Here is a 22,179-nt window from a genome sequence, read left to right as displayed (position 1 = left end):
AAAAACATTATTGCAACAAATACACAGGTCAGACCTATACTCGTCGCACTGGTCTGATATGTGCCTTTGTCATCAGTCCCTACAATCCGCCGTCCTTTGTTACGCGACGTAACAACGTTTAATAATAAATCTAGATGAGGTTGTGGTCATGAACCATAAGAACCTGTTTGCAAAGTCAGCTGTGGCAGCTGCAGTGGCACTTATTTCTTCCCAAGTTTACGCCGCAGGCTTTCAACTTAATGAATTCTCAGCAATTGGTTTAGGTCGTGCTTATTCGGGTGAAGGTGCGATGGGCGATACCGCCGCATCTGCCAGTCGTAACCCGGCGACCATGGCATTGATGGATCGCCCTTCTTTCTCCATCGGTACTGTTTATATTGATCCGGAAGTTGATATCAGCGGCCAGAGCCCAACCGGCAACAGCCTGAATGCGAAAAACATCGCACCGAATCAGTGGATCCCTAACCTCCATTATGTTCATCCGATTAACGATCAGTGGTGGGTAGGCGCATCCGTCACCTCTAACTATGGTCTGGCGACAGAGTTCAATGACGGTTACACCGCTGGCGGCTACGGTGGTAAAACCGACCTGATGACAGGTAACTTTAACCTTAGCACGGCTTATCGTTTGAATGAGCACTTCAGCTTTGGTGTTGGCTTTGATGCGGTTTACGCTAAAGCAAAAATCGAACGTTATGCGGGTGAAGCAGGCGCTCGCGTCGGCATGCCAGCTGATACTCAGGTTGCCCACCTGAAAGGTGATGAATGGGGCTACGGCTGGAACGCCGGTATCCTGTATGAAGTGGATAAAAACAACCGCTTCGGCTTCACCTATCGTTCAGAAGTAAAAATCGACTTTGACGGCGATTATAAGAGCAGCATTCCAACCGCTTATAACGGTACACCGCAGGCGATTGCCTTAGGCCTGCCATACGGCACCAGCGGCCAGACCATTCCGGGTTCACTCACGCTGAACCTGCCAGAAATGTGGGAAGTGTCGGGCTGGCACAAAGTCGCTCCGCAGTGGGCCGTGCACTACAGCCTGACCTACACCAGCTGGAGCCAGTTCCAGGAACTGAAGGCCACGGGCAGCAACGGCCAGACGCTGTTCTATAAGGATGAAGGCTTTAAAGATGCCTATCGCATCGCGTTGGGTACCACTTACTTCTACGACGATAACTGGACCTTCCGTACCGGTATCGCGTTTGATGACAGCCCGGTTCCCGCTGACAAACGCTCGATCTCAATTCCGGATCAGGACCGTCTGTGGTTGAGCGCCGGTGCTTCTTACGCTTTCAACGAAAATGCGTCAGTTGACCTTGGTATCTCTTACATGCACGGCCAGAAAGTCACCGTGAAAGAAGGCCCTTATACCTTTAACTCCGAGGGTAAAGCCTGGCTGTACGGCGCGAACTTTAACTACAAGTTCTGATAGTTAGCTCGAAAAAAATGGCGACCAATGCGGTCGCCATTTTTGTTACTGTGAATCGATGTCCTTCAAGTCATCCTGAATCGCACTGGCGTTCGGATTCTCTTCCGGTTTTAACTTTCCGCCGTTGGCGAGGAAATCATTACGCTGGAAGTAAGCGTTGCGGATAAACGCATACGGATCCTGCTGCTGTTTCAGGATGCCATCGGAATCCAACAGCTGTGCACGTGTTTCCACACCTTCCAGTGTCCATTTACCAATCGACATCGGCCAGGTCAGCCAACTCAGCACCGGATAAAGCGTATCGACATAGTCGCCGCCATCCTGACGCACCGTGAAGCTGCCATAACCCGGCAGAACCACATAAGGACCATAGCCCACCCCGTAACGACCCAGAGTACTCCCGAAGTGGTGCGGAACTTCTCGCGCCAGTTCAGGATTCGCTTTGCCCGCCACATCGATAAATCCGCCCAAGCCCAATACGGTATTGAGGAAGAAACGTGTGAAGTGGATTCCTGCCTGGCGCGGTTCACCCACCAGAATCGAATTCAGCATGCTGGCAGGTTCATCCAGGTTGCCGAGGAAGTTGCTCATGCCACTGCGCGCAGGCACCGGCACATAGTCACGCCAGGCAACCGCCACCGGGCGCACCACATAAGGATCCAGCACGTTCATGTTGAAATTAAACATCGTGCGGTTAAAGCCTTCGAGCGGATCGCTACGCTGCGCAGGCTGCGTTGGATCGGCCGGTTTGGAACTGGCACAACCCACCAGCAGCAAGCTGGCCAGCGCCAGACCGGTCAGGCGGTTATTCATTCTTATCTCCCTGTGCGGTTGAATAATGTATCGCTTCAGGGCTGCTGTTGATTAATCTCCACAGCCAGTTGCTGATGACCATCCCAGGGGGTGATCGCGCTTAAGCCAAACCAGTCTCCCGACTGAGGATTGGCGCTACCATCGCGCGAAATACGCACCCTGACCTGCACCTGATGCTGCGCCGAAAGCAGGCGATCGGGCATCATGGCGTTGCTGTCATCCAGCGTGAGCGATAACGGGAAATGGCTCAGCGGTAAACGCTTCACAGCCACAGGCACCGGTGAAACACCGTCAGACACAGAAATATACAACACTCCGCCTTGCGGTAACATTTTTTCTGCTTGCGAGGTTAAACTCACCGTCAATGCCAGGTGACTATTTTGCTGTCCCGCATCAGTTTTCGCTTGTTCAATGCTGCGCTCTATCATGGTAATGCGCTTGTCACCCGCGGGCAGAAGCTTCAGCATCACCTGCCAGGCGCCAATCGCTTGATCATATTGCTGCTGCTCAAAAGCATTAAATGCCAACAAGCTCAGGGTGCGCACGTTGCTATGGTCGCGTTTTAGCAGATCTTTCAGCATCACATTGGCCTGGCGGTTGTCCTGCGGATCGCTGGAGCGCGTCAGGACTTCGGCATAATCCTGCTGCAGTTCCAGATTATCAGGTGACAGTTGCAATGCGCGCTGGAAGGCCTGGCTGGCATTGGTCGCGTTATTCAGCACCATGCCAAGGCGGCCCAGCATCGTCCAGTCATTGAGGTTTTGCGGATCGTCTTGCAATGAGGTGCGCAACCCTAATTGTAGGCGAGCCAACTCTTCCATGGTTAACGGTGCCGCTTTGGGATCCATTACACGGGCACGCAACTGAGGGTACTCCTGCTGTACGCTAACCCAACCGGCCAGTTGCGCCAGTCCACCGGTCTTCAGGTAAAAGCCAACCGACACCAGCAACAATACAATCAAACCCGGCAATAGCACCCAACGGCTACTGTGATGGATGCGAGCCGCGTGCTCGTTTGGCACATCGGTGAGCAGCGTTTGTTGCAGTTCACGTACCATCTCGGGACGCTCGGCAACCACGCCTTCCTCTTCATCGCGTTCGAGTTCACGCAGGCGCTGCTGGTAAAAATCGGTATTCAGGCGATCGCGATCGCCGCTAGTGGCTTGACGTTGACGCCAGCCTGCACTGAGAAACAGCGCCGAGGCCGCTACCAGCAAAATAATCAGGGTAATCCAGAATCCAGTCATTACGGCTTCCCGTCACGCTTAAGAATCGCCGCAAGGCGTTGTTGTTCATCGTCATCGAGATCGCTACGGGTTTTCCCCCGGCGATTGCGCAGAATAATAATCAAGCCGCCCAGCACCACAAACAGCGCCGGCCCCACCCACAAAATCAGCGTTGAAGGGGTAACCGGGGGTTCATAAGTGACGAAGTTGCCGTAGCGCGCCACCATGTAATCGATGATCTGCTGGCGACTTTGGCCCTGCTTCATCAGCTCATACACTTTCAGACGCATGTCTGCGGCAATCATCGCATTGGAGTCGGCAATGCTGTTGTTCTGACACTTAGGGCAACGCAGTGAACCGGTGAGATCGCGGTACTGCTCTTCCTGCTGTACCGAATCGAACTGGTAAGTATCAATGGCAGCCCATAGGCTGGTGCTGAGCAGAATGCCCGCTATTAACAGAAGCAGCCGTTTCACGCACCGGCCCCCTTGCTGTATTTATCCCACAGCGGTTTCACTTCTTCGTTCCACACGCGATCATTCATATCCCCCGCATGGCGATAACGAATAATGCCGTGGCCGTCGATCAGGAAGGTTTCCGGCGCACCGTAGACGCCGAGATCCAGACCTAACATGCCGTCACCGTCATACAGGCTCAGCGCGTACGGGTTGCCCAGTGTGTTCAGCCAGGTGACCGCTTTGGTGCGATCGTCTTTGTAGTTCAGGCCAACCACCCGGATGCCTTTCTCAGCCAGCGTGTTGAGATATTGATGCTCCGCACGGCAGGTTGGGCACCAGGTGGCCCAGACATTGAGCAGGATCGGTTTGCCGTCGGTCAGAACCTGCTGATCGTAGATTTTGCCCGGCTTATCGAGCGCTTCCAGTTTGAAAACCGGTACCGGCTTACCAATCAGCGCCGACTCCAGACGCGTGGGATCATCACCATTAGCGTTGCGAGACAGCTGCCACAACAGCGCGGCCGCCAGCAGCAGAAACAGTACTAACGGGATGAACAAGATTTTCTTACTCATGCCAGCTCCTCCTGCTGCGCTTTTTTGCGCGAACGATAACGCGGGTCCAGCAGGCACAATAGGCCGCCAACCGCCATAAACACGCCGCCGAACCAAATCCAGCGCACGAACGGTTTGTAATAGATCCGCACCGCCCATGAACCGTCATCCAGCTCTTCGCCCAATGCCGCGTAGAGATCGCGAGTGAAACCACCGCTGATTGCCGCTTCGGTCATCATGGTGCGAGCTGCGGTATAGAACCGTTTTTCAGCATGCAGTACCGCTTCAAATTTTCCGTCACGCGTCACATCGATAATGGCAACACCGCCGCTGTAGTTCGGCCCTTGCAGGTTGTGTACATCACGGAAGATAAAGTGATAGTTGTGGATATCCACGGTATCGCCTGACTTCATGCGTACATCGCGTTCAACGCTGTACTGTGTGCTAAAAGCAATACCCACCACGGTCACGGCAACGCCTAAATGGCCCAGCACCATGCCCCAGTGGCTGCGCGTTAAATGGCGCAGGCCTTTCAAGAAGCTGTGGCGATGGGTAGCGCGTTCATGCAGTTCCATCAACGTCAGCAAGATCACCCATATCGCCATCAGCAGGCCGATCACCGTCATCGCTTCAATGCGATCCTGCAACAACCACGGCAGTGCGATCGACAGGATCAAGGTCACCAGCAAACCGACACCCAGGCGTTTCCACAACTTTTGCGGCTCATCACGGCGCCAGCGCACCAGCGGACCAATGCCGAGCATCAGCGCGAACGGTGCCATCAGCCAGGTGAACATGGTGTTGAAGAACGGTTCGCCGATGGAAATACTGCCCAGTCCCAGCTGCTTGTGAACCAGCGGCAACAGCGTGCCCAATAGCACCACCAACATGGCGGCGATTAACAGCACGTTATTACCCAACAGGAAGGATTCGCGTGACCAGGTTTCGCTTTGCACGCGGCTGCGCACCTTGCCGCCTTTAATCGCATAGAGCAGCAATGAACTGCCAATCACAATCACCAGGAAGGCAAGGATGAACATGCCACGCGCCGGATCGGAAGCAAACGAGTGCACCGATACCAGCACGCCAGAACGCACCAGGAAGGTGCCCAGCAGGCTTAAGGAAAATGCAGTGATCGCCAGCAGCACCGTCCAGGATTTGAAGCTACCCCGTTTTTCTGTCACCGCCAGTGAATGCATCAACGCCGTACCGGCCAGCCAAGGCATGAACGAAGCATTCTCGACCGGATCCCAGAACCACCAGCCGCCCCAGCCCAGTTCGTAATAGGCCCACGCCGAACCGAGCACGATGCCAATGGTCAGGAAAACCCAGGCTGCGGTCGTCCACGGGCGTGACCAGCGCGCCCATGCGGTATCGAGACGCCCTGCCATCAATGACGCAATAGCAAACGCAAATGCCACCGAGAAACCGACATAACCCATGTAGAGCAGGGGTGGATGGAAAATCAGCCCGATATCCTGCAGCATCGGATTGAGGTCGCTGCCATCAACCGGGAAGTTCGGCAGGGTACGAGTAAACGGATTCGAGGTGAGCGTAATAAACAGCAGGAAGCCGAGATTGATCATCCCCATGACTGACAACACACGCGCCAGTGCATCCTGCGGCATACCGCGACTGAAAATTGCGACAGCTACCGTCCAGGTGCTGAGCAACAGCACCCACAGCAGCAGTGAACCTTCATGCGCGCCCCAGGTGGCCGCGATGCGATAGTAAACCGGCAGCAGGGTGTTGGAGTTGGTGGCGACATAGGCCACGCTGAAATCGTTAACGATAAACGCATGTACCAGCACCACGAAGGCGGCAACGATACAGGCGAACATGCCCCACGCCAGCGGACGTGCCATCGCCATCAAACGTGCATCCTGACGGGTTGCGCCCCACAACGGATAAATACTTAATAGCAGCGCGAGTCCCAGCGCCAGGCAAAGCAGAAAGCTGCCAATTTCCGGCATCATGATTGAGCACCTGCCTGCTGATAAGTCGCTGCAGGTCCTGTGTGGTTTTTCTTCATCGCATCTTCAATTTCTGGCGGGGTGTATTTTTCGTCATGTTTTGCCAGCACTTCTTTGGCATTGACCAGGTTGCCGCTTTCCAGCACGCCTTGCGCTACCACGCCCTGCCCTTCACGGAACAGGTCCGGCAAGATGCCCTCGTAACTTACGCTGATCACGCCGTTGGCGTCATACAACTTGAAAGAGACAGCCAGCGTTTTGGGGTCGCGTTTTACGCTGCCAGGCATCACCATGCCGCCGACGCGCAGACGTTGCCCGGTTTCCGGCATCTGATGCGCTTCGCCTTTGCCGTACAGAATTTCACTCGGGGTGTAAAACAGGTCAATGTTGGAACGCAGCGCGTACATCACCAGCGATGTGGCCAGGCCTAAGCCGACCAAAATCGCCACCACCACATACAGGCGGTTACGACGACGGATATTCACACGGTTTCTCCTGCTGCTTCACTGGCAGCTTTTTTCGACTTGGCCGCGCGAATGCGGCGCTCCCTGGATTGACGCTGGCGAATTTCTGCCAGCAAACGGCGGCGGAACAACAGGGTATGCAGCACCAGACCAAATAAAGGGATTAACGTGAGGATGACGGCGAGCCAGACATAGAAGGCATAGCCGCCCATGGCGAAGAAGTCGCTCCATGATGAGAAAGCCGGTGTCATGCTTTGCGCCCTCCCTGAGCCACATCGATCGCCCATGGACGATGGCGCTCGCTGAACAAAATCAGGTTACGCAGGCGCATCAGCGTCAGCGCGCCAAACACCAGCAGATAACCGAGAATGGCCCAGCGCAGCGGCGTCCGCATACTCGGCGCAATCGCCTGCTGCAAAATGCCAGACGATCCCTGATGGAGGGTGTTCCACCACTGCACCGAGAAGTGGATGATGGGCAAGTTAACCACGCCCACCAGAATCAGGATGCCTGCAGCGCGACCGGCGGTGCGACGATCCTCAAACGAGTGATAGAGCGCAATCACCCCCATATAGATGAACAGCAGCACCAGCTCCGAGGTTAGGCGGGCATCCCAAATCCACCAGGTGCCCCACATCGGTTTGCCCCAGGCAGAACCGGTGACCAGCGCGATAAAAGTAAATACTGCGCCAATCGGCGCCATCGCTGCGGAGACCAGATCCGCCATTTTCATCTGCCACACCAGGCCGATGAACGCGGCAATCGCCATGGAGGCGTAAACACCCATGGACCACATCGCCGCAGGCACGTGAATGTACATAATTCGGAAGCTGTTGCCCTGCTGATAATCGGCCGGTGCAAAGCCAAAGCCCCATACCCAGCCAAGTAGCAGCGTGGCGACGCCCAGCACTGCGAACCAGGGAATTAAGCGACCGCATAGCTGGTAAAGCCGCTCAGGCTTCGCCCACTGGTGTAACCATTTCCACATTTGCATAGCTCACAATAAAAAGAATTCGGATACCGGCAGCTCTGGGGCAGCACGGATTAATGCAGACTAATGCGCAAAGCCGCAGCAGTAGCAAACGGCGAAAGTGTTGCGCTCACTGCCAGCATCGCGCCAAGAATTGCCAGATAACCTCCGATCGGCAATCCCTGACCGGCGGCATCGATGGCCGCGCTGGCAAAGATCAGAACAGGTATCGACAACGGCAATACCAGTAAACTCAGAAGTACGCCGCCACGCCGCAGCCCAACGGTCAAACCGGTGCCAATCGCACCAAGAAAACTCAAGGTTGGCGTGCCGAGTAATAGCGTCAGTGCCATCGCGCGCCAGCCAGCAAAATCCAGTGACAGGAGTAGTGCCGCCAGCGGCGACAGTAAAATCAGTGGCAAGCCCGTAATCAGCCAGTGAGCAATCACTTTTCCCAGCACCGTGACGGGCAGCGGTGTGGGTAGCAAAAGTAGTTGCTCCAGCGAACCATCCAGAAAATCATCACGGAACAGTCGTTCAAGCGCCAGCAGTGAGGCTAACAATGCCGCAACCCACGCCACGCCTGGCGCAATGCGCGCCAGCTGCTGAGGATCCGGCCCGATACCTAACGGAAACAGCGTGATAACAATCAGGAAAAACCACAGCGGGTTAATCACCTCGGCACCGCTGCGAAATGCAATTTTCAACTCACGCTGAATCACGCGACCTAACATCAAGCCCACTCCGAGATAAGGCGGATTTTGCGCACGCATTCACTCTCATCAGGCAGATCCTGATGGGTAGTCAAAATCACTGCGCCTCCGTTATCGGCATGTTCAGCGAAACGCGCCATTAATTTTTCCACGCCGCCTTTATCAATGGCCGTGAGCGGTTCATCCAGAATCCAGATTTTAGCCGGGCTGAGCCACAAGCGAGCCAGGGCTACACGCCGTTGCTGCCCTGCGGACAACTGTGCAACCGGCACTTCTTCATATCCCAGCAAGTTCACCTGCTCCAGCGCGTCGAAAATCACTTCTTCATCACGATCGCCGTGCCAGAAATGCAGGTTTTCCAGAGGTGAGAGTACCGACTTCACACCAGGATGATGACCAAGATAGAGCAAGTTTTGATGCCATGTTTCGCGCTGCTGACGAATCGGCTGCGATTGCCACATCACCTCGCCCTCTTCTGCCCGGCTTAAACCAGCCAGCAGACGCAGCAGTGAGGTTTTTCCTGCCCCGTTAGGGCCTTCAATTTGCACAATGTCACCCGGTTGCACATGGAAGCTCAGTCCATGAAACAGGGTTCGCTCATCACGAACGCATGAGAGATTAATGACTTCGAGCATGAAAGAGGGAATCGCAGCTGTGAAATAAGGCGGGGATAATACCACAATGAATCTGTGGGCCGAAGCCTGTGAGGTTGCTCTCACTTCCCTCAAAGGGGGTATTCGTGCGCATCAGATCAAGGAACTGTGCAAAAAAGCACCTCAGTTAAAATCTTGTTACTCTTAATTTGGATCTTAGTAACATTTCGTCCTTGATAAAACCGTCTACGCTTATTACGCGTTGGCATTATCACCAGGGGAAAACATGAAGCAATCACCATCCATTTCAGAACATGACAACGATGTCGAGAGCGACGAAAAGGACCAGGGTAAAGAGATAGAAGTGGATGAAGATGCCCTGCCCTCGCGGGCTGCGGCAATCCATGAAGAGATTCGCCAGGACGGCGAGAAAGAGTTAGAGCGCGATGGTATGGCGTTGCTGTGGTCTGCCGTGGCTGCGGGGCTATCCATGAGCGCTTCGCTGATGGCAAAAGGGATTTTCCATGTGCATTTGGCTGATGTACCCGGTGGTTTCCTGCTGGAGAATCTGGGTTATACCTTCGGCTTTGTCATCGTGATAATGGCCCGTCAGCAACTGTTCACTGAGAACACGGTTACTGCGGTATTACCGGTGATGCACAAACCCACTGGCGGTAATTTCATGCTGTTATTGCGCCTGTGGGGCGTGGTGCTGGCGGGAAATTTGATCGGTACGGCGCTCGGCGCATTGGCGTTTAATCATATGCCGATTTTTGACGAGGCGACGCGTCAGGCCTTCACCGTGATTAGCGAAAAGGTGATGGACAACTCCCCCAGCGAAATGTTTGCCAATGCCGTGATTTCAGGTTGGATTATCGCCACCATGGTTTGGATGTTCCCTTACGCGGGCGCGGCCAAAATCGTGGTGATTGTGATGATGACATGGCTGGTCGCGCTGGGAGATCTGGCCCATATTGTGGTGGGTTCCGTTGAAGTGCTGTATCTGGTGTTTGCCGGCACGCTGCCCTGGCAGGAATTCATCTGGCCGTTTGCGCTGCCTACCCTGCTGGGAAATATCACCGGCGGTACGTTGATTTTTGCACTGATCAGCCATGCGCAAATTCGCAACGATATGAGTGAGGCGGCGAAGGCCAAAGCGAAGGCGGAACAGAAGCGCAAAGAGAAAGCGCAGAAGAAACAACAGTGATCTGTGGCACGACATTGTTGATAGATTGAGCAAACAGGATTAACACGGTTAAATTCTGCTGGTCGGTACGCTATACTGCGCGCCGCGTCTCCTTAGTTAAATGGATATAACGAGCCCCTCCTAAGGGCTAGTTGCAGGTTCGATTCCTGCAGGGGACACCAGTTCAGACCTCCCTCCCTCCTCAAAACAGCCAGCGAGCTATGCCCAAGCTGAGCCCAGCGGCGCTCATTATTCCACCCAGGATCCATTTGGTTTGTTTTGTCATCTCTTTGTGAATTTTGGCGATCTCTACATGCGTTTTGCCGATTTCCTGATGTAAATCGGCTTTCGTTACGTAGTTAGACTTGATCACCGCCAGGTCGGTTTTCACCGTTTCCATATCGGTTTTCAACGTTTTAATATCTGCCTTCATTTCAAATACATCGGCTTCAAGCTTTGAAACGCGCATTTCCATCATTACCACTCCGCATAAGCTAAACATGTAATTATCACATCAAAAACAATATGTTAATGGATGGCATTGTATCTAAGGCGAAGAAAAAATCACCACAATTACGCGTGAGTGAATGAATTTGCGACGTTTCTCGAAGGTAGAAACTGGCTGTTTCAGGCAATTACAGTGAAATCAAAGCTGATGCGGGTTTTGGCGCCATGCGGAGGGCGTTACGCCATGCAGTTGGCGGAAACGGTTACTGAAGTGACTGGAGGAGTGAAAACCGCAGCGCAGCGCGATCTCAGTTATCGGCAGAGCGCTGAACTTTAGCAGTTGCAGTGCGGTATCCATACGACGACGCATCACGAACTGATGTGGCGCTTCACCCACGCTGCTGCGGAACATGCGTGCAAAGTGGTATTCACTCAAGGCCGCTTCTGCCGCCAGCTGTGCCAGCGTCAAAGGCTGATCCAGCTGCGCATCGATAAACGCCAATACACGTCGCAATACCGCGGGCGCTAATCCGCCACGCACCTGTGGCGCCTGCCACTGCACTTCACTGTAGCGCTGCAAAAGATGCGTCATCAACAACGTCGAGGCACTGCTCAACATCAATTGATTAGCGGGTTGCTGCCAGTCAACGCTCAGCAGGAAATGGCGATAAAGCTGCGTGATGCGATCGTCATCGGCAAAGATCTTTTCATGCAGGTTGAGTTGCGCGGGGCTGCGATCCCAGATCTGCTCACCGAGATGCCGCAAGTGCTCATCCGTACAGTAAAGGTGCACGAACGACAAATCGGCACGCAGATCCCAGGTCGATTCAACCCCGCTCGGCATCAGGCAGAAGCGATCCGGACCACCGCCATTGCGCCAACCATGCTGGGTTTTGTGCCAGGTATCATAGCCATCAGCGGTATACAGGCTCAGCGTGTGGTGGTCGCTCAGGTTGGTGACGCGATCGCCGCTATTAAACCAGGCCGCCAACTTGATGCCACCCGACAGCTGCACGCTATCGCGCAGTTGCGCTTTATGGCGCTGCAGCATGTCAAAGGTCTGATAATCGGGCATCGGGAGGTCCACTCACAGGTCAATAACGCACAGTTTACGGATCTCCCCGGCCAGAAAACAGGCCAACGCGGGACATCCGTGTAAAAAGCGCAAGATTTTGCAATTCACGCGCAACGGCGTGCAAGCGAGTGGTGATTGTTTTCGTCACACTTCGGGCAATGATTTTGCTGGAGAGTTTACGATGAACATCATCTTGTACCTTGCGGTTGTATTGATTTGGGGCACCACCTGGATCGCCATTTTTCTACAACAAGAGGCGGCCAACACGCCAGTCCTGGTGGCGGTATTCTGGCGCTTCTTACTGGCATCGGTATTGATGTTAGTGATCCTAAAGCTGATTAAACGCCTGCGCCCACTGGATAAGCAGGATCACCTTTTCTGCTTACTGCAAGGCTGTTGCGTATTTGGCTTCAACTTCGTTTGTTTCTATCATGCGGCAGCGTGGATCAGCAGTGGCCTGGAATCGGTCATCTTCTCCATGGCAGTGTTATATAACGCGCTTAATAGTTGGATCTTTTTCCGTCAGCGCCCACCGTTTCGCCTGTTACCCGCGGCCGTGCTCGGCTTGGGGGGAATTGTTGCCTTGTTCTGGAATGACATTCAGGCAGCGCACCCGGCTCCGCAACTGCTATGGGGCGTTGGGCTAAGTGCTTTGGGCACGCTTGGATTCTCTTTGGGTAACATGATTTCAACTCGCCATCAGCGCCGTCAACGTGATGTGCTGACCACCAACAGCTATGCCATGTTATATGGTGCAATCGTTATGGCAATCATCGCACTACTGAATGGCGATTCATTAGCGCCTGCGCTGAATCTGCAGTGGCTTGGTTCGATGAGTTATCTGGCCATTTTTGGTTCGGTGCTGGGATTTGGCGCTTATTTCACGCTCGTCGGTCGTATCGGAGCCAGCCAGGCCGCCTATTGCACACTGCTTTTCCCGTTGGTGGCACTAACGTTGTCGACCATTTATGAGGGATATCAATGGCACAGCAATGCCATCGTGGGTCTGGCGATGATTCTGATGGGGAATATGGTGATGTTTGTGCGCTGGCCCACGGCAGGCAAATTACGCCTGGCGTAAATAGCGAGAGCGGGCATTGCGCCCGCTCTTTGGTCCTCTAGCGCCAGCCCTGAACGCCGATATTGAGCTGGTGAGGTTTACTGATGGCTTTTCTGGCAATCCAGTAAAGCAGAACGCGTTCATCATCTCTGTCGCGATCGGCCATAGCCAGTAATTTCAGCGACAGCGTGGATTTATTCACAGGCTGATGCTCATCGCTTAACTCGATCACCGCCTGACCGATGATGCAGCAAACTTCATCCTCGCTTGACGCGGATTCATATGCTCGGTCTGTCATATTTCCTCCTGTTAGTGAATTTTAATCCTGGCAAAAATCTGTCATCTTGCAGCAAAACTGGCGCGCTTATCACACCTGGTTACACATGTTTACCCACAGCAACCGCCACGCTTAAATTGACATCCCAATGGCCCAATGCCATTCATACCCGTATTACTGCATTTCATTCCCTCGTCCTGTCTCTTGATGCCCTGCTTCGCCACGCGCGCGCGTAAGCTGCCTATTATCGCTGCAGATTCCGCATTCCCTGAGGGGAGAGATAAAAATGAAAACAGAAATATCCGCGCAGTTGCAGCGCACCCGCATGCTTACCCTTATCGGCACTATTATCACGCAGTTTGCTCTGGGCTCGGTCTATACGTGGAGCCTGTTTAACGGCCAGTTGGCACATAAACTCGATGCTCCCATTAGTCAGGTCGCTTTTTCATTCGGTTTGTTAAGCCTGGGGCTCGCGATTGCATCGTCACTGGCGGGGAAATTACAGGAGCGCTTTGGTGTGCGTAACGTCACCATCGGCGCCGGTATATTGATGGCGATTGGCTTCTGGCTGACCGCTCATGCCGATAACCTGATGATGCTGTATCTCAGCGCCGGCATCCTGGTCGGTTTAGCGGATGGCGCAGGATACCTGATGACGCTGTCAAACTGCGTGAAGTGGTTCCCGGAGCGTAAAGGGTTAATTTCCGCCTGCTCAATTGGCGCTTATGGCTTAGGTAGCCTGGGTTTCAAATTTATCTGTGGCGCGTTGCTCAGCACTTACGGCCTGGAGAACACCTTTATGATTTGGGGTGTGCTGGCGATGAGTATGATCATTGTGGGTGCGCTGATGATGCGTGATGCCCCGATCCAGCAAAGCAGCGGTAACGAGAAATTGCAGGAAAAAGATTACACGCTGGCGCAATCCGTGCGCTTGCCACAGTACTGGATGCTGGCACTGATGTTCCTCACTGCCTGCATGAGCGGACTGTATGTCATTGGCGTAGCGAAAGACATCGGCGAAGGCATGGTCCATCTGACCACGCAAACCGCCGCCAATGCCGTGACTGTCATCGCGATTGCTAACCTGAGTGGCCGCCTTATTCTCGGCGTACTCTCCGATAAAATGGCACGTATTCGCGTCATTTCACTGGCACAGATCGTTTCTCTGGTGGGCATGAGTATTTTGTTGTTTACCCGGATGAACGAAACCACCTTCTTCCTGTCACTGGCCTGCGTTGCCTTTAGCTTTGGTGGCACCATCACCGTGTTCCCTTCTCTGGTCAGCGATTTCTTCGGTCTTAATAATCTGACGAAAAATTACGGGCTGATTTACCTGGGATTCGGTATCGGCAGCGTGATGGGTTCACTGGTGGCTTCCGTGTTTGGTGGTTTTACCGTGACCTTCAGCTTGATCATGACACTGCTGGTGATTTCACTGGTGTTGTCGCTCAGCATCCGTCTGCCAAATCGTCAAAACGTCAGTGAACCTTTGCTGCATAATTAATTCCCACAGATGCCGCATCACTTTGCGGCATCTATTTTCTCCTTCTTTGCTGCATAATGTTTTTGAAGTTGAGAACGGCTGTTATTTAGGATTGCATTTCAGACTATTCGCGTTCTTATCATCAGGCATTCGGTTTTATCTGATTGGTTTATTTCCCGCCTTGACGTTTTTAGCTTTAAATTGACATATCTGGTAATAGATCCAGAAATAACTCTACATTTACTGCATCTTCACTCCACTTTTCCCCGGTAATCTGGCCTCATTGGAAAAGAGGAGGACTCTCCATGAAAACACTTATTAAAGCTGCTTCGGTTGTTGCCATTATGACGATGTTGAGTGGTTGTATCGTTCATGACGGATATGGTCGCGGACCGGGCTGGGGGCACGGTGGCGGCTGGCATCATGACCATGGTTATCATGGTCGCCATTGGTAATTGGGCAAAGCACACACAGCACATAATAAAAAAACAAAAAGGGCGGGAATTTATCCCGCCCTTTCTTTTAGCTTTTTACCGCGTAATTACATTGATACCAGGCTTTCTTTAATCCGGGCAGATGGCTGTCCTGTGCCGGCAGCGATTCCACTTTATCAAATCCACGTTGGTTGCAATAATTCGCCAGATCGACTTCCATCGCATCTTTATTCAACGTTTGCGGGTCATAACGATATTGCACGGTATTTGAGCTTTTATCTTCATCAACACGTTCAAATCCACCGGGTTTGCTGACACTACAACCGGCCAGCATAAAAAGCGCGAGTGCGCTAATCAGCATTTTTTTCATTAGGGTGTCCTCTTCCAGGCGAAGCAGTCTAAATGCCTATGCCGCACGCATCTATAGGAAACTGGCGCGAAATAGTCATTTTGAAAAAGTTTTTACCAATCAAATCAATAAAACCAAACGGTTTTTCATATCACTTAACCGATGCCATGATGCTTTCAGACAGCACGAAGTCTGCACCACACCAGGTGACACGAGAAAAACAAACGGAAAGTGACCATTATGCCCGCGCTGAGCGGGCTTTTTTTTACGCGTAAACCTAACCGGTAAGGCTTACCATTTTACGCAAAAGGTTGGCGGACTGTTTGGCAGGCAATGCGAGAATACCGCTGTAAAGATCAATCGACATGGCACACATGGCGCTGCGATCGACGGCAGTATCAGCAGGCATGTTGAGTTGCTGAAGTTTATCACCCCACTTGCCGTAAAGTTTCTCCACGACGCTTTGCAAATCACGTTGTGCGCCCTGCTGATCAATCGGACGCTCTTCGCCGGTGCTGTTTTGCAGGAGCAAATCTAACGCCTGTGCATCACGCTGGTATAACGTCGGTGACAGCGCTTGTTGCAGATTGATGCCGCCATTTACCTGCGGGTAAAGGAAGCGGAAGCAGCGTTGTGGCTCCGGTTGCTGCAGTGCCTGCATCTCCTGCACTGACACGCGCAAATAATTGAGCAGCGTTTCGTCGTCTGCACGCGCCATACGCTGATTTACCAGATCCATTAACCATCCACGCAACTCGCCCAGTGCCTGATCCGCAGGCACCCCTTCCATACGCTTGTGCAGCAACTCACGATTAAGCATTTGCCACAGCGCTGGCTCCTGTGTTTTTAACTGACGATAGCCTGGCGCGAGGCTTAATTGGTTTGCCACCTCGGTTTCCAGCGCCTGTCGCTCCTGCCGTGGATGCAACCAGCTGAACCACAGCATATTCGCCAATACGAGTGGCAGTAAAAACAGCACGAGCCCCTGCCATAAGCGCAGTGCGGTGGTGCGAATCAGAACGATGATAATCACCGCCAGCAGCGCAAACGCCGCCAGCGTGATAGGTAAGAGGGAAAACATGGAGCGTGATTAATCCTTGCGAACGTCAATCAGAACCGGGCAGTTGGCGCGCTCAATCACAGCCGCACTCACCGAACCTTTAAGTAAGCGATTGAAAGGAGAGAGATGACGGCGACCGATGATGATCATGCTGGCCTTCAATGCATTGGATTGTGCCACAATGGTTTCCGCTGCTTCACCGGCCAGAATCAAACCTTTGGCAGCCACACCGGCACGCAGTAGCGGTGCCAGGGCGTGTCGCACCACCATTTCAGCGGTGTTTTGTTCATCTTTTGCCGCGACGAAATCATCCGGATCTTCGCCCGCATCGATTTCGATCGGTTGATTGCAGGAGGAATAAGTGGGATCGACACAGCACAACACCGTGACCTGAGCCTGTTGTGCCAGCGCCTGTTCAATAGTTAACGCGATGACTTTTTCTGCCACCGGTGAGTTATCGATGGCCATCAGCAAGGTTTTCATCAGTTGGTTATCCTTCCACAGCGGTCATTTTGCCAATTTCGCGAATCAGCGCCTCTTTGCATTTCATGATTTCATCACGATAGCGTGCTTCCTGTTTATGAAAACGCGCCGTCGGCACCAGCAGCGAAATGGAGAAGCGACCAAACAGCGTGTCGATCGCCACCGCCATGGTGGAAATGCCTTCCAGCGTTTCGCCACGATCGATGGCAAGACCGCTGTTTCGCACTTCAGCAATCAGCTCCAGCAGTTGCGGCAGGGTTTTCACCGTCATTTCGGTCAACTCTTTATAGGCTTCGCCGACCATCACTCGCACATCTTCATCACTTTCCAGTGCCAGCAGTGCGCGACCGCCTGAAGTGCTATAGAGCGGGAGATTCAATCCGATGCGTGGCACCACGCGCAATTCCCGGGATGCCACCACATAGTGAACAATCGCCAACTGCGTGCCACTGGCGCGCGCCAGCGAGACGGTCTCGTTAATATCGGCTGAGAGTTGTTCCAGAAACGGCCGGACGATTTCGACCACATCACTGTGCACGCTGGAAATCAGTTTGAGCAGAGCCGGTCCCAGACGCAGCCCGCCCGCCCCGCTGCTGCGCACCAGTTGCGCACTGTCGAGCGCGGCGATAATACGCTGCACCGTTGAACGCGGCAGATCGACCACCTGCGCAATTTCGCCCAGACTCATGCCACCCGGATGTTCACCCAGCGCATTCAGAATTTTTGCCGCACGCGCGATGACCTGAATGCCACCCGCTTTTTCATCCTCACGGCTTGAGGGAAGTTCAACCATTGTGCGTTCCTTTTTGGCCTGCCCTACTTTAGCGCGAATGACCGCACTTTTACACCCTGTATCACATTGCAATACATCATACCGAGATGTAAGATGCGACATGTATCACATCGCAATACACTGCATCAATAATAAAAAGAGACACCTGTTATGAACGCCCAGCCTGTTGCGGCTCCGGCTCCCCATCCGTTTACCCTGCGCCTGGCGCTGGGGTTGGTTGGCGTGCTGATTGCTGCGCTCACCTCCGGATTAAATGACCGCGTGACGGATATTGCGCTGGCGGATATCCGTGCCGCTATCGGCATTAGCTACGATCAAGGCAGTTGGATCATCTCCGCTTATCAGGCCGCAGAAGTGGCCGCGATGATGATCGCACCGTGGTTTGCCGTGACCTTTTCCCTGCGTCGTTTTGCTCTGGCTGTTTCCGCTGGCTTCATGCTGTGCGGTTTACTGCTGCCTTTAACGCCGAACGCCACACTCTTTATTGCGCTGCGCGTGATGCAGGGGTTATTTGGCGGTGCATTGCCACCGTTACTCATGACCGTGGCACTGCGATTTCTGCCGCCGCCGATCAAGCTTTATGGCCTTGGTGCCTACGCGCTGACCGCCACCTTTGGTCCCAATCTCGCCGCCACGCTCGCCGCTTTCTGGACCGATGAGGTGAGCTGGATGTTTGTGTTTTGGCAGATAATCCCCAGCATGCTGATCGCCATGCTGCTGATTGGTTGGGGCTTACCGCAAGACCCGCTGCGCTTCGAGCGTTTCAAACAGATCGATCTTTTCGGCATGCTCACTGGCTGCTCAGGCATGGCACTGCTGATTCTGGCGCTGACGCAGGGCGAACGTCTCGACTGGCTCAGTTCACCGCTGTTTGCGGCGCTATTATTGAGCGCGCTGGCATTGCTAACTGTGTTCTTTATTAATGAATGGTTTCACCCGCTGCCACTGTTCAAACTCCAGATGCTGCGTCGTCACAATCTCACGCACGGATTGCTGGCGCTGGCAGGTGTCTTGATTTTGTCACTTTCCGGATCGGCGCTGCCTTCAGCTTATCTTGGCCAGGTGGAGGGATTCCGCACGCTGCAGTTCGCGCCGCTGGCATTAACCATCGGCTTGCCGCAATTACTGATCGCCCCGCTGGTGGCGGCACTGCTGAATATCCGCTGGATTGATTGCCGCTGGATGCTGACCGCTGGCGTGGCGCTGCTGGTGATCTCCTGCCTGATGGGCATGCATATCACCAGCGACTGGGCGCGGCAAAATTTCTGGCTAATCCAGATTTTGCAGGCCTTCGGTCAACCGATGGTGATTTTGCCGGTATTGATGAGTGCGACCAGCGTGGTTGCGCCACCTGAAGGCCCTTTTGCCTCCGCGATGTTCAATACAGTGCGCGGTTTCTCCAGCATTGCCGCCAGCACCCTGGTGGGGTGGTTTATCAGTCACCGGGAACAGTTTCACTCCAGCGTGTTGGTGAGCAATGCCGCCAGTCGCCCCTGGCTGATGACCGCGCCCAGCAGCGCCCAATCCAGCAGCAGTTTTCCTTTATTACCTGATGGCAGCGCCAGTAGCGCAGAGAACCTTAGCGGTTTCGCGACCCTGTTGAAGCATCAGGCAATGGTGCTGAGCCTGAGTGACTGCTACCAAATGCTGATTGGTTTCGCCGCCCTGCTTTTACTGCTTACTGCCTGGTTGCCAAAACGTGTCTGGCCGCCACAAACCCTGATTCAACCTGTTACGACGACGTCGAGATAACTGATATGCAAGCTTTTGCTTTGAAAAGAACAGTACTGTTGAGTGCCCTATTAATCGTGTTGCTGGCCATGGCTTTTTTTGTCTGGTCATCAATGACCGGGAATGATCACCGCACGGATGATGCTTACGTCAATGCGGATTACACTCTGGTGGCACCCAAAGTGTCCGGTTATATCGCCAGTGTGAATGTGCAGGATAACCAGCGAGTGAAAGCAGGCGAACTGCTGGCCACACTGGACGATCGCGATTACCGCGTGGCGCTGGAAACGGCGCAGGCGAATTTGCAGGTCAGCGATGCCAAGCGCCTGAGTAGCCAGGCTCAACTGGAGCAGCAGCAATCAACGATTGATGAAGCCAAAGCGACCTTAGCGGCGAGCCAGGCGTCAGCGCAATATGCCGGACAGAGTGCGGCGCGTTATAACCAGCTGTATAAAAGCGGCACTATTGCTGCTGATGAGCAGCAGAAAGCCAGTTCAACTCAGCGTTCAGCATTCGCTGCGGTGCGCCAGAGTGAAGCGGCGCTGGCAGCCGCAATGAAACAGGTTGGCGTGTTGCAAGCGGCCGTGCGTCAGGCAGAAGCCGATGTGACGGCGGCGCAGGCCAGCGTGGATCAGGCGAAATTAAATCTTTCTTACACGCGGATTGTGGCGCCGGTAGAGGGTATGGTGGGTCAGCGTTCGGTGCGATTGGGCGCTTACGTCAGCGCCGGAACCCGTTTGCTGGCTGTGGTGCCCTTACAGCAAACCTATATCACCGCCAACTATCTTGAAACTCAGCTGGCAGATGTCCAGCCTGGGCAGAAAGCGGTAGTGAGAGTCGATGCATTGCCTGGCAAGACCTTTACCGGTCATGTCGACAGCATTGCACCGGCGACAGGCGCGACCTTCTCCGCCATTTCACCGGACAATGCTACCGGTAATTACACCAAGGTCGTGCAGCGTTTACCGGTGAAAATTGTGCTGGATGCCAACCAACCCGATCTGGCACAACTGCGTGTGGGCATGTCCGCGATACCGGAAATTGAAGCGCGATGAAAATGTGAGCAATCTCTCAGAAATGGCCTATTTATTTTCGGATCGATTGCGCGTAAATTATCGCTCGATCCTGTTCTGAGTTCACTTGGAACCACCTGAGAAGAAAGCGTGCAGCGGTTATGAACTTCACCTTTCTCTTATTCTGTTCGGGTTACGCTGGAGTGGGATCACCAGCATGGTAACCGCTCAGAGGAGTCATTTTGTGAGATACGCTTTGATGGGAGTTTCTTTCTTCCTGTTAATCTGGGTAGGCACCTTCGTGCTGATGCTCAAATAAATCCTGCCAGGCGGGGCGACCAAAGTCGCCCTTCTTAGTTTTACTCTTCTTCTTCCAGCGCTTTTACCGTTCCCGGCAATATACCATCCGCGCGGAACATCGCTTTGATGCCACGTACCGCCTGACGAATACGATCGCTGTTTTCAATCAGGGCAAATCGCACATGGGTGTCACCGTAGTCACCAAAGCCGATGCCAGGTGAGACGCACACTTTGGCTTCCTGCAACAGCAGTTTAGCGAACTCCAGCGAACCGAGATGCGCGTAGTGATCGGGGATTTTCGCCCAGACGTACATCGATGCTTTTGGCAGATCGACCATCCAGCCCGCCTCATGCAGGCCTTTCACCAGCACGTCACGACGGCGTTTGTACTGTTCAGCGATATCACGCACGCATTGCTGATCGCCTTCCAGTGCGGCAATCGCCGCAACCTGCAGTGGGGTGAAGGTGCCATAATCGTGGTAACTTTTGATGCGCGCCAGTGCAGACACGAGCTCTTTGTTACCCACCATAAAGCCGATACGCCAGCCTGCCATGTTGTAGCTTTTTGACAGGGTAAAGAATTCCACCGCTACGTCGCGCGCGCCCGGCACCTGCATAATCGACGGCGCTTTCCAGCCATCATAGGTGATGTCGGCGTAAGCGAGGTCGTGGATCACCAGCACGTTGTACTGTTTCGCCAGCGCGATCACCCGTTCGAAAAAGTCGAGTTCAACACACTGTGAAGTGGGATTGGATGGGAAGCCGAGGATCATCATCTTCGGTTTCGGGTAACTTTCACGGATGGCGCGTTCGAGCTCGTTGAAGAAGTCAACGCCTGCCACCAGCGGTACGGAACGCACTTGCGCACCGGCGATCACCGCGCCGTAGATATGAATCGGATAGCTCGGATTTGGCACCAGTACGGTGTCGCCATGATCGAGCGTCGCCAGCATCAGGTGTGCCAGCCCTTCTTTGGAACCGATGGTGACAATCGCTTCTGATTCGGGATCGATCTCCACCTGATAGCGATCTGCGTACCAACGCGAGATGGCGCGACGCAGGCGAGGAATGCCTTTCGAGGTGGAGTAACCGTGCGTGTCTTCGCGTTGCGCTACCTGACAGAGTTTTTCCACGATGTGTGGCGGTGTAGGGCCATCCGGGTTCCCCATCGAGAAATCGATGATGTCTTCGCCACGCCGACGCGCAGCCATCTTCAATTCAGCGGTGATGTTAAATACATACGGGGGAAGGCGTTCAATACGCGAGAAACGACGGGGTGTGCTGTTATCAGCCAT

At 53.7% G+C, this 22,179-nt stretch carries 27 protein-coding genes and 1 tRNA gene; 10 read left to right on the top strand and 18 right to left on the bottom strand.

Translation table 11 applies throughout. The features are described from left to right. The first annotated feature begins 148 nt into the window (after positions 1–148). Positions 149–1,432, top strand: a complete 1,284-nt coding sequence (fadL, locus tag LH22_RS08480; protein ID WP_034825171.1) for a long-chain fatty acid transporter FadL — start codon at positions 149–151, stop codon at positions 1,430–1,432. 45 nt (positions 1,433–1,477) lie between these two features. Here the strand turns inward: fadL and mlaA are convergent, their stop codons facing one another. Genes mlaA through ccmA form a run of 10 tightly spaced genes read right to left on the bottom strand, consistent with a single transcriptional unit; the run spans position 1,478 to position 9,235 of the window. Continuing rightward, the gene (gene mlaA / locus LH22_RS08475; RefSeq protein WP_038645653.1) at positions 1,478–2,245 is read right to left on the bottom strand and encodes a phospholipid-binding lipoprotein MlaA; all 768 of its coding nucleotides are present in this window, start codon (positions 2,243–2,245) and stop codon (positions 1,478–1,480) included. 35 nt (positions 2,246–2,280) lie between these two features. Then, positions 2,281–3,492, bottom strand: a complete 1,212-nt coding sequence (gene ccmI, locus LH22_RS08470) for a c-type cytochrome biogenesis protein CcmI (protein WP_038645650.1) — start codon at positions 3,490–3,492, stop codon at positions 2,281–2,283. Further along, positions 3,492–3,947, bottom strand: coding sequence for a cytochrome c-type biogenesis protein (locus LH22_RS08465; protein ID WP_034825179.1), 456 nt, complete (start codon positions 3,945–3,947; stop codon positions 3,492–3,494). The genes ccmI and LH22_RS08465 overlap by 1 nt, the downstream gene beginning before the upstream one ends. Next, the gene (locus LH22_RS08460) at positions 3,944–4,501 is read right to left on the bottom strand and encodes a DsbE family thiol:disulfide interchange protein (protein ID WP_038645648.1); all 558 of its coding nucleotides are present in this window, start codon (positions 4,499–4,501) and stop codon (positions 3,944–3,946) included. The genes LH22_RS08465 and LH22_RS08460 overlap by 4 nt, the downstream gene beginning before the upstream one ends. Then, positions 4,498–6,456, bottom strand: coding sequence for a heme lyase CcmF/NrfE family subunit (locus LH22_RS08455; RefSeq protein ID WP_038645645.1), 1,959 nt, complete (start codon positions 6,454–6,456; stop codon positions 4,498–4,500). The genes LH22_RS08460 and LH22_RS08455 overlap by 4 nt, the downstream gene beginning before the upstream one ends. Next, entirely contained in the window at positions 6,453–6,938 is a 486-nt protein-coding gene (gene ccmE / locus LH22_RS08450) for a cytochrome c maturation protein CcmE (RefSeq protein ID WP_034825185.1), read from the bottom strand. Before ccmE ends, LH22_RS08455 begins: the two co-directional genes overlap by 4 nt. Then, a complete protein-coding gene (gene ccmD / locus LH22_RS08445) occupies positions 6,935–7,168 on the bottom strand; it encodes a heme exporter protein CcmD (RefSeq protein WP_034825187.1) in 234 nt (77 codons plus the stop codon). Before ccmD ends, ccmE begins: the two co-directional genes overlap by 4 nt. After that, on the bottom strand, positions 7,165–7,905 hold the full coding sequence (locus tag LH22_RS08440; RefSeq protein WP_034825278.1) for a heme ABC transporter permease: 741 nt from the start codon (positions 7,903–7,905) through the stop codon (positions 7,165–7,167). The genes ccmD and LH22_RS08440 overlap by 4 nt, the downstream gene beginning before the upstream one ends. A 56-nt stretch (positions 7,906–7,961) precedes the next feature. Then, on the bottom strand, positions 7,962–8,621 hold the full coding sequence (ccmB, locus tag LH22_RS08435) for a heme exporter protein CcmB (protein WP_038649973.1): 660 nt from the start codon (positions 8,619–8,621) through the stop codon (positions 7,962–7,964). Further along, complete coding sequence (ccmA, locus tag LH22_RS08430) at positions 8,621–9,235, bottom strand: cytochrome c biogenesis heme-transporting ATPase CcmA (protein WP_038645643.1); 615 nt, start codon at positions 9,233–9,235, stop codon at positions 8,621–8,623. Before ccmA ends, ccmB begins: the two co-directional genes overlap by 1 nt. 244 nt (positions 9,236–9,479) lie before the next feature. Here ccmA and LH22_RS08425 point away from each other — a divergent pair, with 244 nt between their 5' ends. Further along, the gene (locus LH22_RS08425; protein WP_038645641.1) at positions 9,480–10,400 is read left to right on the top strand and encodes a formate/nitrite transporter family protein; all 921 of its coding nucleotides are present in this window, start codon (positions 9,480–9,482) and stop codon (positions 10,398–10,400) included. 86 nt (positions 10,401–10,486) lie between these two features. Beyond that, positions 10,487–10,561, top strand: a tRNA-Arg gene (locus LH22_RS08420). A 20-nt stretch (positions 10,562–10,581) separates the two neighbouring features. Here the strand turns inward: LH22_RS08420 and LH22_RS08415 are convergent. Then, the gene (locus LH22_RS08415; RefSeq protein ID WP_234472865.1) at positions 10,582–10,857 is read right to left on the bottom strand and encodes a hypothetical protein; all 276 of its coding nucleotides are present in this window, start codon (positions 10,855–10,857) and stop codon (positions 10,582–10,584) included. A gap of 168 nt (positions 10,858–11,025) precedes the next feature. Next, complete coding sequence (locus LH22_RS08410) at positions 11,026–11,901, bottom strand: AraC family transcriptional regulator (protein ID WP_038645639.1); 876 nt, start codon at positions 11,899–11,901, stop codon at positions 11,026–11,028. Between the two features lie 181 nt (positions 11,902–12,082). Here LH22_RS08410 and LH22_RS08405 point away from each other — a divergent pair, with 181 nt between their 5' ends. Next, the gene (locus LH22_RS08405) at positions 12,083–12,982 is read left to right on the top strand and encodes a DMT family transporter (RefSeq protein WP_038645638.1); all 900 of its coding nucleotides are present in this window, start codon (positions 12,083–12,085) and stop codon (positions 12,980–12,982) included. Between the two features lie 37 nt (positions 12,983–13,019). Here LH22_RS08405 and LH22_RS08400 read toward each other — a convergent pair whose 3' ends face one another. Then, positions 13,020–13,259 carry a hypothetical protein gene (locus tag LH22_RS08400; RefSeq protein WP_038645636.1) on the bottom strand — a complete coding sequence of 80 codons (240 nt, stop codon included), beginning with the start codon at positions 13,257–13,259 and terminating at the stop codon, positions 13,020–13,022. Positions 13,260–13,524: 265 nt separating this feature from the next. Here LH22_RS08400 and LH22_RS08395 point away from each other — a divergent pair, with 265 nt between their 5' ends. Next, positions 13,525–14,742 (top strand): L-lactate MFS transporter, encoded by a 1,218-nt coding sequence (locus tag LH22_RS08395; RefSeq protein ID WP_038645634.1) that lies wholly within the window; start codon positions 13,525–13,527, stop codon positions 14,740–14,742. Positions 14,743–15,026: 284 nt separating this feature from the next. Beyond that, a complete protein-coding gene (locus LH22_RS20700; RefSeq protein WP_166934934.1) occupies positions 15,027–15,176 on the top strand; it encodes a hypothetical protein in 150 nt (49 codons plus the stop codon). Positions 15,177–15,243: 67 nt separating this feature from the next. On the opposite strand, the gene LH22_RS08390 is transcribed toward LH22_RS20700, so the two are convergent. Continuing rightward, complete coding sequence (locus tag LH22_RS08390) at positions 15,244–15,525, bottom strand: lipoprotein (RefSeq protein ID WP_038645632.1); 282 nt, start codon at positions 15,523–15,525, stop codon at positions 15,244–15,246. A 32-nt stretch (positions 15,526–15,557) separates the two neighbouring features. Between LH22_RS08390 and LH22_RS20695 the strand changes: the two genes are divergently transcribed. After that, complete coding sequence (locus LH22_RS20695) at positions 15,558–15,779, top strand: hypothetical protein (RefSeq protein WP_038645630.1); 222 nt, start codon at positions 15,558–15,560, stop codon at positions 15,777–15,779. A gap of 2 nt (positions 15,780–15,781) precedes the next feature. Here the strand turns inward: LH22_RS20695 and LH22_RS08380 are convergent, their stop codons facing one another. Genes LH22_RS08380 through LH22_RS08370 form a run of 3 tightly spaced genes read right to left on the bottom strand, consistent with a single transcriptional unit; the run spans position 15,782 to position 17,840 of the window. Further along, the gene (locus LH22_RS08380) at positions 15,782–16,585 is read right to left on the bottom strand and encodes a hypothetical protein (RefSeq protein WP_038645628.1); all 804 of its coding nucleotides are present in this window, start codon (positions 16,583–16,585) and stop codon (positions 15,782–15,784) included. A 9-nt stretch (positions 16,586–16,594) separates the two neighbouring features. Beyond that, positions 16,595–17,047, bottom strand: coding sequence for a universal stress protein (locus LH22_RS08375; RefSeq protein WP_038645626.1), 453 nt, complete (start codon positions 17,045–17,047; stop codon positions 16,595–16,597). Positions 17,048–17,054: 7 nt separating this feature from the next. Further along, entirely contained in the window at positions 17,055–17,840 is a 786-nt protein-coding gene (locus LH22_RS08370) for an IclR family transcriptional regulator (protein WP_034825209.1), read from the bottom strand. A gap of 150 nt (positions 17,841–17,990) precedes the next feature. Here LH22_RS08370 and LH22_RS08365 point away from each other — a divergent pair, with 150 nt between their 5' ends. The 3 genes from LH22_RS08365 to ypdK all read left to right on the top strand — a co-directional run bounded on the left by LH22_RS08365 (position 17,991) and on the right by ypdK (position 20,903). Further along, complete coding sequence (locus LH22_RS08365; RefSeq protein ID WP_038645623.1) at positions 17,991–19,592, top strand: MFS transporter; 1,602 nt, start codon at positions 17,991–17,993, stop codon at positions 19,590–19,592. A gap of 5 nt (positions 19,593–19,597) precedes the next feature. After that, positions 19,598–20,626 carry an HlyD family secretion protein gene (locus LH22_RS08360; protein WP_038645620.1) on the top strand — a complete coding sequence of 343 codons (1,029 nt, stop codon included), beginning with the start codon at positions 19,598–19,600 and terminating at the stop codon, positions 20,624–20,626. Between the two features lie 202 nt (positions 20,627–20,828). Next, the gene (gene ypdK, locus LH22_RS20545; protein WP_100701370.1) at positions 20,829–20,903 is read left to right on the top strand and encodes a membrane protein YpdK; all 75 of its coding nucleotides are present in this window, start codon (positions 20,829–20,831) and stop codon (positions 20,901–20,903) included. Positions 20,904–20,943: 40 nt separating this feature from the next. On the opposite strand, the gene alaC is transcribed toward ypdK, so the two are convergent. Next, a complete protein-coding gene (gene alaC, locus LH22_RS08355) occupies positions 20,944–22,179 on the bottom strand; it encodes an alanine transaminase (protein ID WP_038645618.1) in 1,236 nt (411 codons plus the stop codon).

Source organism: Pantoea rwandensis (assembly GCF_000759475.1).
Lineage (GTDB): Bacteria > Pseudomonadota > Gammaproteobacteria > Enterobacterales > Enterobacteriaceae > Pantoea > Pantoea rwandensis_B.
The sequence above is the reverse complement of the archived record's forward strand: the minus strand, read 5'-3'. Positions and strand labels throughout refer to the sequence as shown.